At 30.2% G+C, this 16,339-nt stretch carries 11 protein-coding genes; 7 read left to right on the forward strand and 4 right to left on the reverse strand.

Going from position 1 to position 16,339, the window contains the following annotated elements:
- Window positions 1-63: 63 nt before the first annotated feature.
- Together EI427_RS22625 and aqpZ are read left to right on the forward strand one after the other, a co-directional pair.
- A complete protein-coding gene (locus EI427_RS22625) occupies window positions 64-741 on the forward strand; it encodes a hypothetical protein (RefSeq protein WP_126619314.1) in 678 nt (225 codons plus the stop codon).
- Window positions 742-915: 174 nt separating this feature from the next.
- On the forward strand, window positions 916-1,602 hold the full coding sequence (gene aqpZ / locus EI427_RS22630) for an aquaporin Z (protein ID WP_126619316.1): 687 nt from the start codon (window positions 916-918) through the stop codon (window positions 1,600-1,602).
- Window positions 1,603-1,779: 177 nt separating this feature from the next.
- Here the strand turns inward: aqpZ and EI427_RS26115 are convergent, their stop codons facing one another.
- Entirely contained in the window at window positions 1,780-1,920 is a 141-nt protein-coding gene (locus EI427_RS26115) for a hypothetical protein (RefSeq protein WP_170178584.1), read from the reverse strand.
- Between the two features lie 582 nt (window positions 1,921-2,502).
- Here EI427_RS26115 and EI427_RS22635 point away from each other — a divergent pair.
- Complete coding sequence (locus EI427_RS22635; protein WP_170178585.1) at window positions 2,503-3,903, forward strand: sialate O-acetylesterase; 1,401 nt, start codon at window positions 2,503-2,505, stop codon at window positions 3,901-3,903.
- Window positions 3,904-4,045: 142 nt separating this feature from the next.
- Here EI427_RS22635 and EI427_RS22640 read toward each other — a convergent pair whose 3' ends face one another.
- Entirely contained in the window at window positions 4,046-4,678 is a 633-nt protein-coding gene (locus EI427_RS22640) for a peroxiredoxin family protein (RefSeq protein WP_126619321.1), read from the reverse strand.
- A 145-nt stretch (window positions 4,679-4,823) separates the two neighbouring features.
- Here EI427_RS22640 and EI427_RS22645 point away from each other — a divergent pair, with 145 nt between their 5' ends.
- Window positions 4,824-5,678 carry a helix-turn-helix domain-containing protein gene (locus tag EI427_RS22645; protein WP_126619323.1) on the forward strand — a complete coding sequence of 285 codons (855 nt, stop codon included), beginning with the start codon at window positions 4,824-4,826 and terminating at the stop codon, window positions 5,676-5,678.
- Between the two features lie 566 nt (window positions 5,679-6,244).
- Entirely contained in the window at window positions 6,245-7,252 is a 1,008-nt protein-coding gene (locus EI427_RS22650) for a hypothetical protein (RefSeq protein WP_126619326.1), read from the forward strand.
- Between the two features lie 52 nt (window positions 7,253-7,304).
- Here EI427_RS22650 and EI427_RS22655 read toward each other — a convergent pair whose 3' ends face one another.
- The gene (locus EI427_RS22655) at window positions 7,305-8,120 is read right to left on the reverse strand and encodes an alpha/beta fold hydrolase (RefSeq protein WP_126619328.1); all 816 of its coding nucleotides are present in this window, start codon (window positions 8,118-8,120) and stop codon (window positions 7,305-7,307) included.
- A 597-nt stretch (window positions 8,121-8,717) separates the two neighbouring features.
- Here EI427_RS22655 and EI427_RS22660 point away from each other — a divergent pair.
- Complete coding sequence (locus EI427_RS22660) at window positions 8,718-10,370, forward strand: ABC1 kinase family protein (protein ID WP_126619330.1); 1,653 nt, start codon at window positions 8,718-8,720, stop codon at window positions 10,368-10,370.
- A gap of 121 nt (window positions 10,371-10,491) precedes the next feature.
- On the forward strand, window positions 10,492-11,883 hold the full coding sequence (locus tag EI427_RS22665; RefSeq protein ID WP_126619332.1) for a T9SS type A sorting domain-containing protein: 1,392 nt from the start codon (window positions 10,492-10,494) through the stop codon (window positions 11,881-11,883).
- 40 nt (window positions 11,884-11,923) lie between these two features.
- On the opposite strand, the gene EI427_RS22670 is transcribed toward EI427_RS22665, so the two are convergent.
- Entirely contained in the window at window positions 11,924-16,129 is a 4,206-nt protein-coding gene (locus tag EI427_RS22670; protein WP_170178586.1) for a hybrid sensor histidine kinase/response regulator transcription factor, read from the reverse strand.
- Window positions 16,130-16,339 lie beyond the last annotated feature (210 nt).

Genomic DNA, 16,339 nt, shown 5'->3' on the forward strand with positions numbered 1-16,339 from the left:
ATATTTAAAAACTATTGATTGTTCTATTACTTGATTAAAATTAATAACTCTCAACCTAAAAATATGATTGTTCAAACTACAATTAGTGATATAGAAGCTACACTGTCTTTTTATAAAAAACTTAATTTCGAAGTACTTAATTTGGGCGATAAATATGTGTTTCAATCAAATTCTGTACAATTACAAGCAGAAACCAAAAAGTCTTCTAGAAAAGGAATTGTATTGTACAAAGGAGATATAGGTTTAGATGTTCAGCCATTAATAGAAAGTAGTGTAAATAGCCAAACCGAAACAGAAACAATAATTATGGCACCTTCTGGAGCGTTGGTTTATCTTTTAGAAGGAAATGCACCACTTTTAAATAAAGTAGATGCCACACCATTGGTTGGTACTTTTGTAGGGGTAAGTTTAGAGTCTTTAGATTTAAATAAATCAATGGCTTTTTGGGAACAATTGGGTTTTAAAATGGCTATGGGAGATGCTGCTCAAGGTTGGGTAAGTTTGTCTAATGCTACCGGAGATATTATTAGTGTTATGAGAGCAGGAATGTGTCCTCATCAATTTAGTAATCCATCGCTTACATTTTTTAATGGTAGTAATAACCTAGAAGTAATAGAAAAAGTAAGAGCAAATCAAATCTCAATTAAAGAAGAAATAACAGTATTTAGTAAAGAAGGTATTGTAGATAATATTGTACTGGAAGACCCCGATGGTTTTGGCTTTTTTGTTTTTAATGATTAATATGTATTACTGTTTAGTTAGAAAATAATTTAATAACTCAATAAGCGTAGTTTAAAAGACTACCAATTCTTAAAATGTCATTTTGTTGAAAAATAACCCAAAAGTATAGTGACATTTTTATATTTCTAATATAACCTAGAAACAGACCAATAGTGGTCTAAAACTTTATTTATTATGCAAAAAAAATTAATGGCCGAGTTTCTCGGTACTGCTTGGTTAGTTATTGGAGGCTGTGGTAGTGCAATCTTTGCTGCAGGTATTCCAGAGGTCGGTATTGGCTTTTATGGAGTAGCATTGGCCTTTGGTCTAACAGTATTAACAATGGCCTATGCCATAGGGCATATTTCGGGTTGCCATTTAAACCCAGCAGTTTCTCTTGGTTTATGGGCCGGTGGACGTTTTTCTGGTAAAGAGCTTTTACCATATATTATTTCTCAGGTATTAGGAGCAGTAGTAGGAGCTGGAATCCTCTATGCAATTTTTACAGGTAAAAGTGCAGATATTGGAGGTTTTGCAGCAAATGGATATGGCGAACATTCTCCAGAGGGTTACCCAATGCTATCTGGTTTTATCACAGAATTTGTAATGACATTTATGTTCTTAATTATAATTTTAGGAGCAACACATTCCAAAGCACCAAAATACCTTGCTGGTGTTGCTATTGGTTTAGGACTTACACTAATTCACTTGGTAAGTATTCCAATTACAAACACCTCTGTAAACCCGGCAAGAAGTACTTCTCAAGCATTATTTGTGGGTGGTTGGGCAATACAACAATTATGGTTATTCTGGTTAGCACCAATTTTAGGCGCAATTGCAGCAGGTTTTACATATAAATACTTGTCTCCAGAAGAAGAATAGGACTTAATAAAATAAAAATATACAAGCCTCTTGGTGTTAATTCACTAAGAGGTTTTTTTATGTTAAAAATGTAACCTTTTTCTTATTAATAAATGTTTGCTATATACTTTATATTTCACAAAACATTGTTACTAATTCTCTAGTATACTAAGATACAGAAATTTAAAGAGATAAAATTTAAATTCCTGTTACAATTAACTTCACAATTACACAAATCGTCATCATCATGAGAACTTTAGTTACAATCATTGCATTTTTCACTGTTATATCAGCATTAACTTGGTTCGCAGTAGACCAATCTGATGTAATAGAGCACATAAACGAAAATCCTAGAACACAGTTTCACATCACAAAATAAGTTCATTTTATAAAATGATCAGGAATGACCCCAACAATTTAATTTGTTGGGGTCTTTTTTAATGCCCTTTATATGAAAAATATTTTGATAAAGTAATACAGGTTTAAACAAGATTTATGAAGAGGTAAAAACATTAGAAATTTATCTGAAAACTGATTTTGCGTCTGCACTAAATTTAATTGTTACTCCAAGTGATAATGATGGAGATTAGAAGAGTATATTCCTTCAAATAACATTATGAAAAATAAAGACCTCATCTACAAAATAGATGAGGTCTTTTTTTATTTTCATTACTACTTAATGTCATTCTCGGGTTCAATAAGATAAGGGGATAAAGAGAAGAAAAACCCTAAGTGGTGAAAAATAAATTTCATTTTTCTTAGAAAATAAGCCTTTACAGCGTATTATAATTATAAAATGGGAGCAAAATAGTTAAGGTATTAATATTTATTTACATATTTGAAATGTGTGATATTTATATTTTTTATAAATATTTGAGTACTAGAATGACAGCTAGTATTGATTATTTTTTTGCTACTATTATGAATAAATTTTTAACTATTGTATTAATGCTACTTTGGGCATTAAATTCTCATGCATTATCAATTAGTAACCTCTATGGGTCTGGTATGGTAATGCAACAAAATGCTACGGTTACTCTTTGGGGATGGGGACATCCTGGAGAACAAATTTCTGTAGTAACTTCATGGGGGGAACAAACAACTACAATTGTAGAAGGGACTTCTAACTGGAAAGCTATAATTAAAACTCAAAATGGAGGTTTTAATCCCGAATTAATCACTATTTCAGGGAGTAAATCAAAAATTGTTTTAAGAGATGTATTAATCGGTGAAGTTTGGCTTGCTGCCGGACAAGATAATATAACTGCCACTTTTAAAGATAGCGTTAGTTTAACGAATCCAATTTTTAAGGAAGAAGTATATAAAAAAGGACTTCGTTTTTTTACTGTTGATAAAAAGCCATCAATGTTTTCACACGAAGACATCAAAGGACAATGGAAAGGAACATCGGAAGCTAACCTCTTAGAAACAAGTGTTTTGGCTTACTATTTTGCTTTTCAGGTAAAAGGATTTACGCAAATTCCTGTGGGTGTAGTGATTCAAGATTGGGGGCATGAAGCCATAGATAGTTGGCACACAGAAACAGCAATGGATGAAGAACTTGCCTTGGTTAATAAACTTGAAAATATTAAGAATCAACCATTTACACCTCATCACGAAGATATTGCTCATCATCCGATGATGTATCAATTTAGAAACTATAAAATTGCTGGTATTTTATGGTCGCATGGTAAACACGAAATAAGTAAGAAAAGTGATTATAAGGCTAGTATGCTAAAACTGATTAAAAATATGCGTAATCAGTTTGGCGAAGTACCCTTTTATTATGTTCAGATTGCACCTTATAAATATGGAAATATTACTGCAGGAGCAAAAATACGAGATCAGCAAAGAGAAATATTGAATATAAAAAAGACAGCCATGGTTGTAACAAGCGATATTTCTCACCACAATGATTTTAACCCACAAAATAAGGATGATATCGGCGTAAGGCTTGCAAATATTGCTTTAAAACGTATTTATGATAAAATTAATGATGAGGTTGTAGAGTCTCCTAACATGATGTTTATACAAAGAAAAGGGCGTACACTTTATGTGCATTTTTCTAACAGTAAAGGGCTTCATTTTTCAAAAGGAGATAAAGGATATTTTGAAGTTTGTTCAGCTGATGGTATTTATCATTGTGTTCCAGCATTAATTGATAAAAATATTGTAAAATTAGATCTCAAGGGAATTAAAAAGCCGCAATATGTTCGTTTTGGTTGGAATAGTAAAGCGAGACCATTTTTAGAAAATGAAGTTGGTTTACCTGCATCATGTTTTTCTAATCAAAAAATTATTGAAGGAGATACTTTTTTCTAGATGTTAATAAACGATCAATATTATATACAACTAAAGCCCTAGTAGTAATGATTTTTCTTCATTATTACTAGGGCTTTAATTTGAAAAAAAATAAGGTCATTATAGAATACAATGCTATAATGACCTTTTCAAGCTGATTGATTTAAATGGATTCAAGTGTATTTAGAATATCTTTTACACTCATCCTTACTTTATAGTTTGGATCATAATGTCTTGCAATAATCTTCCCATCTTGTGAAATTATAAAAGTTGCAGGAACAGGAAGAGCTGCCTTTTTAATAGCGTTCGTTTTAGTTAAATCGTTCTCATATTTTTTAAGCATATTTTGGTATCCATCGTTTACATCAAATGTTACCTCGAAGCTGTTCATAATATCCATTTTTTTATCTTCTACCATTTCGAAAGTAAATCCTTTCTTTTCTGCTAGAGCAGTAAAACGTTCTTGATTTTCTGGCGTAACAGCAATAAACGTTGCTCCTTTAGCTTCAATCATACTTAAAGAATCTTGCACGTTAATAAGGTGTTTTACACAATATGGACACCAACTACCTCTAAAGAAATTAACAACAACAGGACCGTTCTTAAGTGCATCATCTAAAGAATATGTTTTGTTGTTCTGATCTTTACCTTTAAAGTTTTTCACAGATTCTCCAACTTCTAAACCAGGTTGAAGTGTGCCGACTGTAACACCGTATTTTTCGTAAATAGCAGTTTCTTGTGCTGAAGTAATTTGAATACTGGCAATTAGGAATAAAATGATTAATAGGTTTTTCATTACGAGTTGATAATTTAAAGTTTGTAATTTAATTTTTGACTGATAGGTCAAATATAGTAAATGGTTTTTATATTCATACTTTTTTTAATGAATTTTTTTATTAACATTGTAAAAACAATAACTAAGACTATTTTAGATACGGAGTATGAAAGTAGAAGGAAACGTAGGAGAATACTTTAGAATAGAAGAATTGAATGCTTCTAACCACTCAATTTTGCAAGAAAAATTTTCTACAGAAAAAACACTATTATGGTTCTTAGACGATACAACTCAATTAATTATTGATAATGTTCCTTATAATTTTAAAAAAAACCAAGTAATTACTTTAACCGAATTCTATAATATTGATGTAGTACACATGGGGACAACCAAGTTGTTTCAATTCAATAGATCATTTTATTGTATTGTGGAACACGATAGTGAGGTAGATTGTAAAGGAATTTTATTCTTTGGAGCAAAACATTTACCTATACTTAACTTGTCTAATGATGATCAAGAGAAGCTAGGTATCTTTTGGAAGTTGATGGAGTCTGAGTTATTAATAGAAAATGACCTACAATTATCTATGCTTGGTACGCTAATGAAACAGATACTTATTATTTGTACCAGACAACTTAAACAACAAGCAGACTACCTTAGCAGCATCAATAAAAAGCAACTTGATATAATTAGAGAGTTTACTTTTTTAGTTGAAATGAATTATTTAGAGAAACATACTGTGGCAGAATATGCAGAAATGCTAAATAGATCGCCCAAAACACTCGCCAATTTATTCTCTAAAAATGATCATAAATCGCCTTTACAGTTTATTCAAGAAAGACGTTTATTAGAAGCAACTAGATATTTACAGTTTACAAATAATACAATTTCTGAGATTTCTGATAGTTTGAATTTTACAGATGTTCAGACTTTTAATAGATTTTTTAAGAGACACTTAAATCAATCTCCAACAGAATTTAGAGCATTTTCTTTAAAAGAAAAAGAGGCTGAAAATAAGTAATTTGAAGACCTTAATTACTCTTCGTTGAGTGGTAACTAGTTAACAAAAATGACCATATTTTTTTAATTGACTATTAATTAGTTAAGTATTTTTTTTGGTAAAAAACTGCCCCTATATTCTCTAATCAAAGGTTTACAAAAATACTACACCAAATCAAATTATATTAACATAAAATTTGAGAAAATATGACTACATTTATATACAATTTCAGATGAATTAAAAAGTGGAATTTTTCATTTAACGGTGGAGAATTTTTTGAACTCGTTAGTTTTATTGTCTACTTCTTTTATAAAGAGTAAGGCTTTAAAGTTGACGAGTTTTTGAATGTAATAGCCTTTGCCCTTCCTTATTTTATTACTTCTTAAGTGTTCTATTTTTGATATATTAATGTTTGTAGATTTTTTATTTATGTTTAATGTTAAATAAAAATTAATCTTGTTGTTTTAATATGTTGTATATCATTAATGTAGTAATAATGCATTGTTACCATATTTTAGTCTTTAAATTTATTTGTTTTGATATTGAACTAAATTTGACTTTTTAAAAGTTGAACCAAATTAATATTTATGAGCAAATTATGTTTAATTTCTTACTTACTGCTATATTCAATTACCACGTTTGGACAATCAGAAAGCCAAAATAATTTATCAGATACAACCTCCATTTACCCCTATACTTTCCCTATTTGGGGGCAAGAAATTCAGAATAAAGGAATTGATTTTCCTTTACCAGCAGGTATATCTGTCCATTACGTTTATAATGAAATGTATTTAGGTATTTCAGAATTTGGAATGGCTTTAAACGGGCAAGATTTATCTTCTATTTTAAACGAAAAAACTTTAGGTTTTCAGAGTACTAGAGCCACTACAAACGGTATTAATTTAAGAGGAGATTTGTTTACTCTTCCATTTTTGAATGTATACGGGTTATTCTCTTATGTTGAAGGTGGAACAGAGGTGGGATTACAACCAGATTTTGGCAATGGAAAGTTTCCTTATTTTAGTTCGAGTGTAATTTTTGAGGCAATATCTTTTGGCGTTGGAGCAACCTTTAATTATGGGTACAAAGATTATTTTGTATCTGTTGATGCCAATTATTCAGGCACTAAATCTGATCTAATAAAAGACAATGTTGGCATAATGGTCAACTCTATTAGATTTGGTAAAAAGTTTAATTTAAAGCACGACCGTTTTGTTACTTTTTATGTAGGGGCAATGTATAGAAACTTTACAAACTCAGGAGGTAGTTATGGCTCTATTGTTTTAAAAGATGCCATGCCGGGTTTAGAAGGAGCGTACCAGCAATGGTACGATAATCTATCTACAGGTCAGAGAATAGTTATAGATGCTGGTGTTAAAGCTATAAATGAGATAGCTGGTACAGAAATAGGAGATGGGGGTATAATGAATAGCCAAGTGGATTATCATATCAAAAAAGATTTACTTAAAAAATGGACTTTCCAGTTTGGAGGACAATTTCAGCTTAGTAAGAGAATTTGGATTAGAGGTGAATATGGAGTTTCTGATTATAGTAAATTTATCTTGACGGGTATTAATTATAGATTTGGTGTCTAATACCAATTATAAAAGAACACCCCAATTCATTTACATGAATTGGGGTGTTTTCTTAACTTTCTAAGAAGTTGATTACTTTTTCAACTACAGCATCGGTTCTTAAAATTCTGAAGTGTCCTGTGTTTTCAATTTTTTCGAGTACACAAGCTGTTCCCCATGCCTTCTGAACATCTATTGATTGCTGGATAGCGATTATTTTGTCATTAACGTCGTGGAGAATATAAGCCTTTTCTACGTTTACTTTCGTGACAAAATCAGATACATTTTGATCGTTTACTTTTACGTTAAACTCACTTTCTAGCTTATTTACTAACTTATTTTTTACTCTATTATTTAACCCTACCATCTGAGCAACATCATTTAAACGTTGTTCAAACCTATCAGGGGTAGTGATCATCACGTATTTATCAACCTTAATATCTTTATTGTTAGATAAACAGTGCGTTGTGCCAACACTACCAAAAGAATGGCTAATTATATTTTTAATAGCATGTTCTTTTAAAAAGAGCTTTACTAAGGCACTAAATTCGAACATGGTTGTTTTTCCTTTGCTACTAAATCCATGAGAGGGAGCATCGAATGCATAAACTGTATAATCGTTATCCACAAGGCTTTCAATAATTTCAGCAAAATTACCTGCTTGTCCTTCCCAACCGTGTACTAATAAAATTTTCTTTGGTCCGTTACCCCATTTATAGGTCTGAACATCAAAAGAATTAAAAGAGATAAAGTCTTTTTCTGCCTTATCTAATATTTCTATTTCGTGAGGTCTAAGTTTAAATACAGTAGGTTGCACTATTTTATTGTAAGCCATTTTTACAACAAGACTTGGCATAGTGGCGGATAGTATCTTTATGAAAGGTTTCATTTATAACATTTTAAGTTCGAGAACACAAAGATACAATTATAAAATTAATTAAGAATAAACATTCATTCATTATACAAAAAAGAGACCTAGAATATTCTAAGTCTCTTTTTAATGTACTATTAAATAAACAACATTAATTATAGTTCGGGTTATTGTAATGAGTTAAACTATTGAAATGAAATGAAATATTATTTTTTCTTTGTAACGTATAACAATCATTTTTTTGACTGAATACATAACTAATACAATTAAGAAGAAAAGTACCCTACCTTTTTATTAAAGTTTATTTTAAAAATAAATCATAATAGATAGCTGTAGTCATCAAAAACTTATAAACAACAAAATATTAATTTTTGTAAATAGATGATAAGTAATACTTTACTACTTCAATAGTGTCGAAAATCAATCAGATAATAAAAAATAAAATAATTAACAAAAACTTTACTCTAACAACTAAATCAATTGTAAAATTAGGAGATAGAATTATAAACTTTAATAAAAAGTACTGGTTGCTACCTTCTTTCTCTAAATTATTGAAAGTGTCTTCTTAATTTGTATAAGGTTATGAGTTGTTTTGGGTAAACTATAGATGTAATAATGGAAAGCAAGGTAAACTATTCAGGTAGATATATTGAAATCGTTCACGTAATGGTAAAATATGGGTTTCAAGCGTGGATTATGAATTCAACATTGAGCCACCTTATTCCTAATAAAGTATTAGAGAAACATTCTGATATTAATAAACTACCTATTGAGGTTAGGCTAAGACTAGCAATAGAAGAGTTAGGTCCTACTTTTATTAAATTAGGACAATTACTTAGTAATAGAGCAGATTTAATTCCTATTGAGTATGTACACGAGTTACAGAAACTTCAAGACAATGTATCTGAAGATAACACACTTAATATTAATGAGTACATAGAAAAAGAGTTAGGACAACCTGCAAACGAAGTTTTTGAATACATAGATCCAACACCAATAGGTATAGCCTCTATTGGGCAAACGTATGCTGTAAAAAGAAAGGGTAAAGACCTTGTTCTTAAAGTAAGGAAGGTAAATGCAGATGTTATTATGAATGAGGATTTACGTATTATGCGTAGTATTCTAAGAGTAATAGTAAAATCGAGCAAATCTTTAGCTAGAATGGATACTATGCGTCTTTTTGATGAATTTGAAATTAGTATCAAGAATGAATTAAATTACGCTATTGAGAGACGAAATCAGGCACAATTTGTAAAATATTTTAAAGACTCAAAGATTACCTGCGCACCTAATGTAGTAAATGATTTATCTACGCAATCTTTATTCTGTATGGACTTTGCAGAAGGAGTGAAGTTGAATGATTTTTTAGAATCGGCTACCGATAAACAAAAAGAAACAGTGAGTAAAAGACTCGTTAAATCTTTTGTACAACAGATTATAGAATTTGGATTTTACCATGCTGATCCTCATCCGGGGAACATATTTATTACAGAAGACCTTAGAATATGTTTTATAGATTTTGGTGCAATAGGCCATTTATTACCAGAAGATACAACGTTAATTACAGAGTTTCTCGAAGCTTTTTTATCTAAGGATACAGATAGAGTAATTCGAGCAATTAAGAGAATTGCAATTTCTCATGAAATTACCGTTGAAAATCAGAAGAATTTACAATACCAACTTCACGATATTTTTCAGGAGCTAGATCAAGGGGTAGATGAAGTACCATGGGTAGAATTTAGTGAGAAAATTATGGCTATTATGTTTCACTATAATATTGTATTACCAAATTATTTTGTCAATCTAGCCAAAGCATTGTCGTTAATATTAGGAACAGCATTAGACATGAGCCCTAAAATGAATATTTTAGAAGAAATTAAACCATTTATGATTAAATATCAGTTTGATTTATTCTCTTTAAAAAATCAAAGAAAAATGCTACTAGATCTATTCAATACTTTAAAAGATGTCAAAACTATTCCTACCGATATTAAAGATATTATCCAATTAATAAAACGAGGTAAAATTGAAGTTCAAATTGGATTAGACGATACAAAAACAATTTTAGATACCTTTAAAAACGGCATAAATAAACTGACAACAGGTATTATAATAGGTTGCCTTTTAATTGCATCTTCGTCTATGTCTGTATCAGAAAATGCTTCTTTTATAAATAATTTTGCCCTTGGTGGTTACTTTATTGCAGGTATACTTGGGTTAGTTTTAACGATAGACATGTTTAAAGATCTCTTTAAGAAAAACAAATAATAGGTTTTTAACAATGTAAATAGATTAATAATCAATTTAAGTATACTAATATTCTTTCCTCATTTTAATCTGATTGGTAAATAATTGATTATTTTAGAAATCAATTATTACTAAACCAAAGATGATGAAATTTACACCTAAATTTTTATTACTGTTACTTTTAAGTATTAGTATGCTTAATGCTTATAGTCAGAATATTAATCTCCAAGATATTAATAAAGGCAACGTTGAACAATTTAAAAGTACTAAATATGGAACAGCTACCTACTTTGGTTCAACATTATTTATAGGAACTAAAACTTACGAGACCTCTTCGAGGTTGACCATTGTTGAAGGAGATTTAATCATTAGGAATAAGGGACAATTATTTATAAAATCAACAGATACATTAGTTGTTTATGGGAATTTAGTACTAAGATCATCTAATAAAGAAAAAGATACCAAAGTTAGAAATAGTAAAATTGAAAATAGTGGAAATTTAATTGTCCAGAAAAATTTCTATTTAGGTAAATTAGATAGTGAAAAAGCAATTAACTTTAATAATAAACAAGGTGCTAATCTACTAATAGGGGAAAGTTTTTTGGGCCCCCACCCTCATAAATGTAATTTTGGAGGTAATATTGGAGTAATGGGCGATGTAAATATACATTTTCATATTGAAGAAGGTAAGGGTAAACATAAACATCAAGAACCTAAGCATAATAAAATTAATGATTTAAATAAGTTTTATTATTTTAGTATTAATCAATCTAACTTTGCAAAACATGATAAAAATAGTAAAATACCCCAATCAAAAATAAATCATTTTGTTAAAATTAGGGGTAAATCTTTGGAAGATAAAATACCTAGTATCAACGAACCTTTACGTATAATATCCCATTATTTGACTAATAAAATTGATAAGACAGACCTCCCAGTAGAACTCACCTCATTTAATGTAAACATAGAAAACGGTAAAGTATTTAGTGTATGGGAGACTGCACAAGAGATTAACAATAGCCATTTTAAATTGGAGCGATCTATAGATGGTAAAAACTATGAAACTATTGCGGAATTTGTTGAGGGGGCAGGGAACTCAAATGTGGCCAATACTTATGAAGTAGAAGATGAAAAACCAAAAAAAGGAAAAGTATATTACCGATTAACTCAAGTTGATTTTGATGGTAAAACAGAATCTTGGATAGAAGTGTTGAACAATGGAAAACTTGAACAAGGGGAAGTTGTCAGTATTTATCCTAACCCTGCTCAATACACTTTAAATGTTGCTCTTAATCTTATGGAGGACGAAGTAGCTACTTTTGAGTTTATCAACACCTCTACAGGTCAATTGGTAGATAATACACCGAATTTAGACTTATCGAGATCTAAAGCAGTTTTTGATGTATCTACTTTTACTCCAGGTACTTATGTGCTAATTGTGAAACTCAATGGTAAGATTAGTCATAGAGACCAAGTAGTAATTCTTGGTAATAAATCCAGAGGTAATGAGATAGAAAAAGAAGATAAAAAATAAAAGAAGGAGGGACATTTTTTGAGTGTTCCTCCTTCTCTTTTTACTTCGCCATAATAATTTCATCTCTATATTCTGAGGGTGTTTTCTTGAATTCCAATTTAAAACACTTACTAAAATACTTTGGATCGTTAAAGCCAGTTTGGTAGGCAATATCTGAAATATTCAACTCTGGATCTTTCATTAAATCAGCAGCATATTTTAATCTAATATTCTTTATAAACTCATTAATTGATAACCCAGAAATCGATTTCATTTTACGTAGTAAATGTCGTTTACTCATACCAAAATGTTCTGTAAAATCATCTACTCCAAAAGAGAAATTATCCATGTTGTCTTTTACAACTTGAATTGCTTTTCCTAAGAAATCATCTTCAACAACTTCTTTATTTAATGTAGCATACGATGTAGTAGATTGGAATTTCTGTACAAGCATTTTACGAGTAGCCGCCATATTACTTACTTTCCTACGCAAGATATTAATATCAAATGGCTTCACTATATAATCGTCAGCTCCTGCACTGTATCCATTCCATTGAGTTTCTTCACCAGAATAAGCAGTAAGTAAAATAACCGGTATATGCGATGTCTGAGGCTCATTTTTAATCAACTTACAGAGATCAGGACCATTCAATTCAGGCATCATAATATCGCTAATTACAAAATCTGGTGAATATTCCATTACTTTTTCCAAGCCAATTTTCCCGTTTTCGGCCTCAATAATATTGAATGTATTTATAAGATTTTCTTTAATATATCTTCTAATGTCATTGTTATCTTCAACAACTAATACAGTAAGGTTTTCGGCTTTAATTTCTTCATCGTTAATAACATCAATTGTGTGTTCGCTTACAAAAGACATTTGGTCTAAATCTTCATTTATAGAACCCTTTTTTAAGGTATGCTTATTTGTTTTTTCAGCAGATGATAAAAAGTTTTCACCTGTTTTTAATCTGACAGTAAATGTAGACCCTTTGTCTTGTTCAGAAACAACATCAATGGTACCATGGTGTAAATCAACAAATTGTTTTATAAGTGCTAGCCCAATTCCAGTTCCTATTGTGGTTGAGTTAACACTGTTATTTGCTTGATAATACAGATCAAAAATATGAGCTTTTTGTTCTGTAGAAATTCCTAAACCAGTATCCATTATTTCTAAGAGAACTTCGTTATTTTCTTTTTTTATTGAAAATTGAATTGAACGATGATCTGGTGTATATTTAAATGCATTCGACAATAAGTTAGTGATAATATTGTCCATTTTTTCAGCATCAAACCACATGATGTATTCTTCTTCAAAACTCTCAAAATGGAAATCAATTTTCTTCTTTTGTGCTAAAAGAGTAAATGATAGAAATCTTGATTTTGAGAAGCTCACAATATCATTTTTACTTGCCTTTAAATCAATATTACCAGATTCTAACTTTCTAAAATCTAGTAGCTGATTTACATTTTTAAGTAAGCTATTGGCATTTCTAAACATTACATCATAATCCTCTTTTGGTGATGTACTTTCTCCTTGAATTAATTGTTTTAAAGGTCCAATTATCAATGTTAATGGCGTACGTAATTCATGAGAGATATTCGTGAAAAATCGGAGTTTTGCCTCGTTATTTTCTTGAACTTCTTGTAGTAAATTATTTATATTTTCTGATTGAGTTTCTAACTCATGATTCTGCTCTTTTAATAGAGAATTTTTATCGTTTAAATCATGGTTTTGTGCTGCAAGTAGCTCATTTACTTCCTTTATTGTAGAAGTAGCTCGGTTAACTTTAGCGGTTAACTTTTTCTTTTGTTCTTTTAATTGATGTACCCTCAGTTTATATAAAACTAAAAGTCCGATCACAATAGCAATAATAAATAATACTCTAAAAAGTGTTGTTTCCCACCAAGGTGGAATTACCGTTATTTTTAATGTTGTAGGCTGTGTATTCCAAATTCCATCATTATTAGAAGCCTTTACTTTAAAAGTATAAGTGCCTGGTTTTAAGTTATTGTAGTATGCATTTTTTCTATCATTTACATAATACCATTCATCTTCTAATCCCTCTAGCATATAGGCATATTGATTCTTCTTAGGGAGGATGAAATTTAACGCAGAAAATTCAAAAGAAAAGATATTCTCATCATGCGATAATGTGATTTCATTTAATTCATCAATAGGTAAAGGTAATGGGCTGTTTTCCGTACCAAATTCAACTTCTTTATTAAAAAGTCTAAAAGATGAAATAACAGTTTTTGCTTGAACAGGATTTAACCAAATATCTTTAGGTTTAAAATAATTCAAACCATTGTTGCCCCCAAAATACATTGTGCCATCTGATTTTTGAAATGCAGCCTGAATTTTAAAATCAAGACCTTGTAAACCATCTTCTACTGTAAAAATATGAAAGTCAGGTTTTTCAGGAGTATGAACAGCATTAATATACTTTACCAAACCACGTTGCGTGCTTATCCATATATTACCTTGCTCATCATCTAAAATACCTGAAATACTGTTTGAAGGAAGTCCGTCTTCTACAGTATAGGTGTAAGAAATATCACTATTTCTATCAAGGTAAATCAGTTTATTTCTTGTACCAATCCAAAGGTTTCCTCTTTGGTCTTCGTGACTACAAACTGTTGTAGAGATATTAATTTTATATTGAAGGCCAATTGGTGTAAAATCATCTGTAGCATCATTATAAATATCAATACTACTACCTGTCTGAACTAATAAATTGCCTTTACTATCTTCAAAAACTTTCCCAATAAAATCATTAGAAATACTAGAGGGGTTTCCTACATCAGACCTATAATGTTTAAATGTATTGGTCTTTTTGTCTAACTTATTTAATCCTCCATGCATTGTACCAACCCATATATCTCCATTCTTTCTTTGAAAGATAGCACTTACATCATTTCTTGTTAGACTTTCAGGATTGTTTTCATTATTGTAAAAGTGCTTCATTTTACCAGTTTTATAATCAATAAAGTCAAGACCACCATTAAAAGAGCCTACCCATAAGTTCTTATCCTTATCAGTTAACATACTTAAAATAACATCTCCAGAAAGGCCATCTTTTTTAGTAAGAAATGATGATTTTCCATCTTTTAAAATGGTAATACCACCTCCGTCTGTGCCTACATAAACTTCTTTATTTGGTCCTTCTGCAAAAGACAGTACATTGTTACTGCTAAGAATACCTTTTTTAATATGATTGAAATTTTTGTCCCATTTACTAAAGTAGTTTACACCACCATTGTAAGTACCTACCCATAAAATACCACCTTTGTTATCGTAAAGCAGGCTATGTATTGAATTACTATTTATACTATTTGGAATACTATCATCGGGTAGTAAATCAATTATTTGATATGTTTTAGTATCAAGAATATGTAAACCACCACCTTCTGTACCTATATACAATTGTCCATTTTGGTTGCCATTAATACATAAGATACTATTGTGTTTTAAGCCATCTTCAAGAGTATATTGTTTAAATGATTCCTCTTTCTTATTAAAACGATGTAATCCTCCGCCAAGAGTACCCACCCAAAGCTGATTAAATTCATCTTCATAAACACTTGTAATAGTATTGTGAGACAACTTGTTATCTACCTCTTTCTTGAAATGTTTAAGGTATTTATTCTCTATCTGTATTTGATATAACCCATTATCTGTACCTACCCAAAGTGTATTCGATTTATCTTCATATATACAACGAACGGGATCTTTTATACTTCTTTTTTTACCATTTTTGTTGTAGGTATAAGGTATAAAACTGTCAGTTGCATAATCATATTGTACTAAACCTTTTCCAGTGCCTATCCATAATCTATGGTCTGCATCTTCAAAAATGGCTTGTATTTTATCGTTTGGTATGGAAGATGTATTTTTTGGTTGATTTCGGTATGTTTTGAATGTATCTGTTTTCCTGTTGAGTAGATTAAGTCCCCCGCTAAAGGTACCTACCCAGAAGTTATTCCTAGAATCTTCAAAAATAGAAAGAACAAAGTGGTCTGATAGACCAGATTTATCGGTTTCATTACCGGAGTAGTTTTTAAATGAACTACCGTTATAACGGTTAAGTCCACTAATACCTCCAATCCAAAGGTATCCATTATTGTCTTTAGCCAAGCACTTTGCCCAACTATGGTTTAACCCTTCGTTAATATTTAAGTACTCAAACTTAGGAGAGTCTTGTCCATAAGAAAACGAAGTTATTAAAATAGAAAAAAGAGAAAGTAAATAATTAAAAAATTTCATAGCACAGTGAATACATTGAGTTGAGTTAGTTATATAGAAACTGGTTATTAAGACCATTCTCTTATCAATGATAAATAGAATTATTCAAATTTAAAAATGAACTTAATATACATGTACTATAAATGATTAAATACACCAAATTGTTTTTTCTATTGGTGGAAAAATAGGTCAAATGTCTTTTTTTTACCCTTTAAAGCCTATTTTTTAACA

This window comes from Flammeovirga pectinis (genome assembly GCF_003970675.1).
In the GTDB taxonomy this organism is placed as follows: Bacteria; Bacteroidota; Bacteroidia; order Cytophagales; family Flammeovirgaceae; genus Flammeovirga; species Flammeovirga pectinis.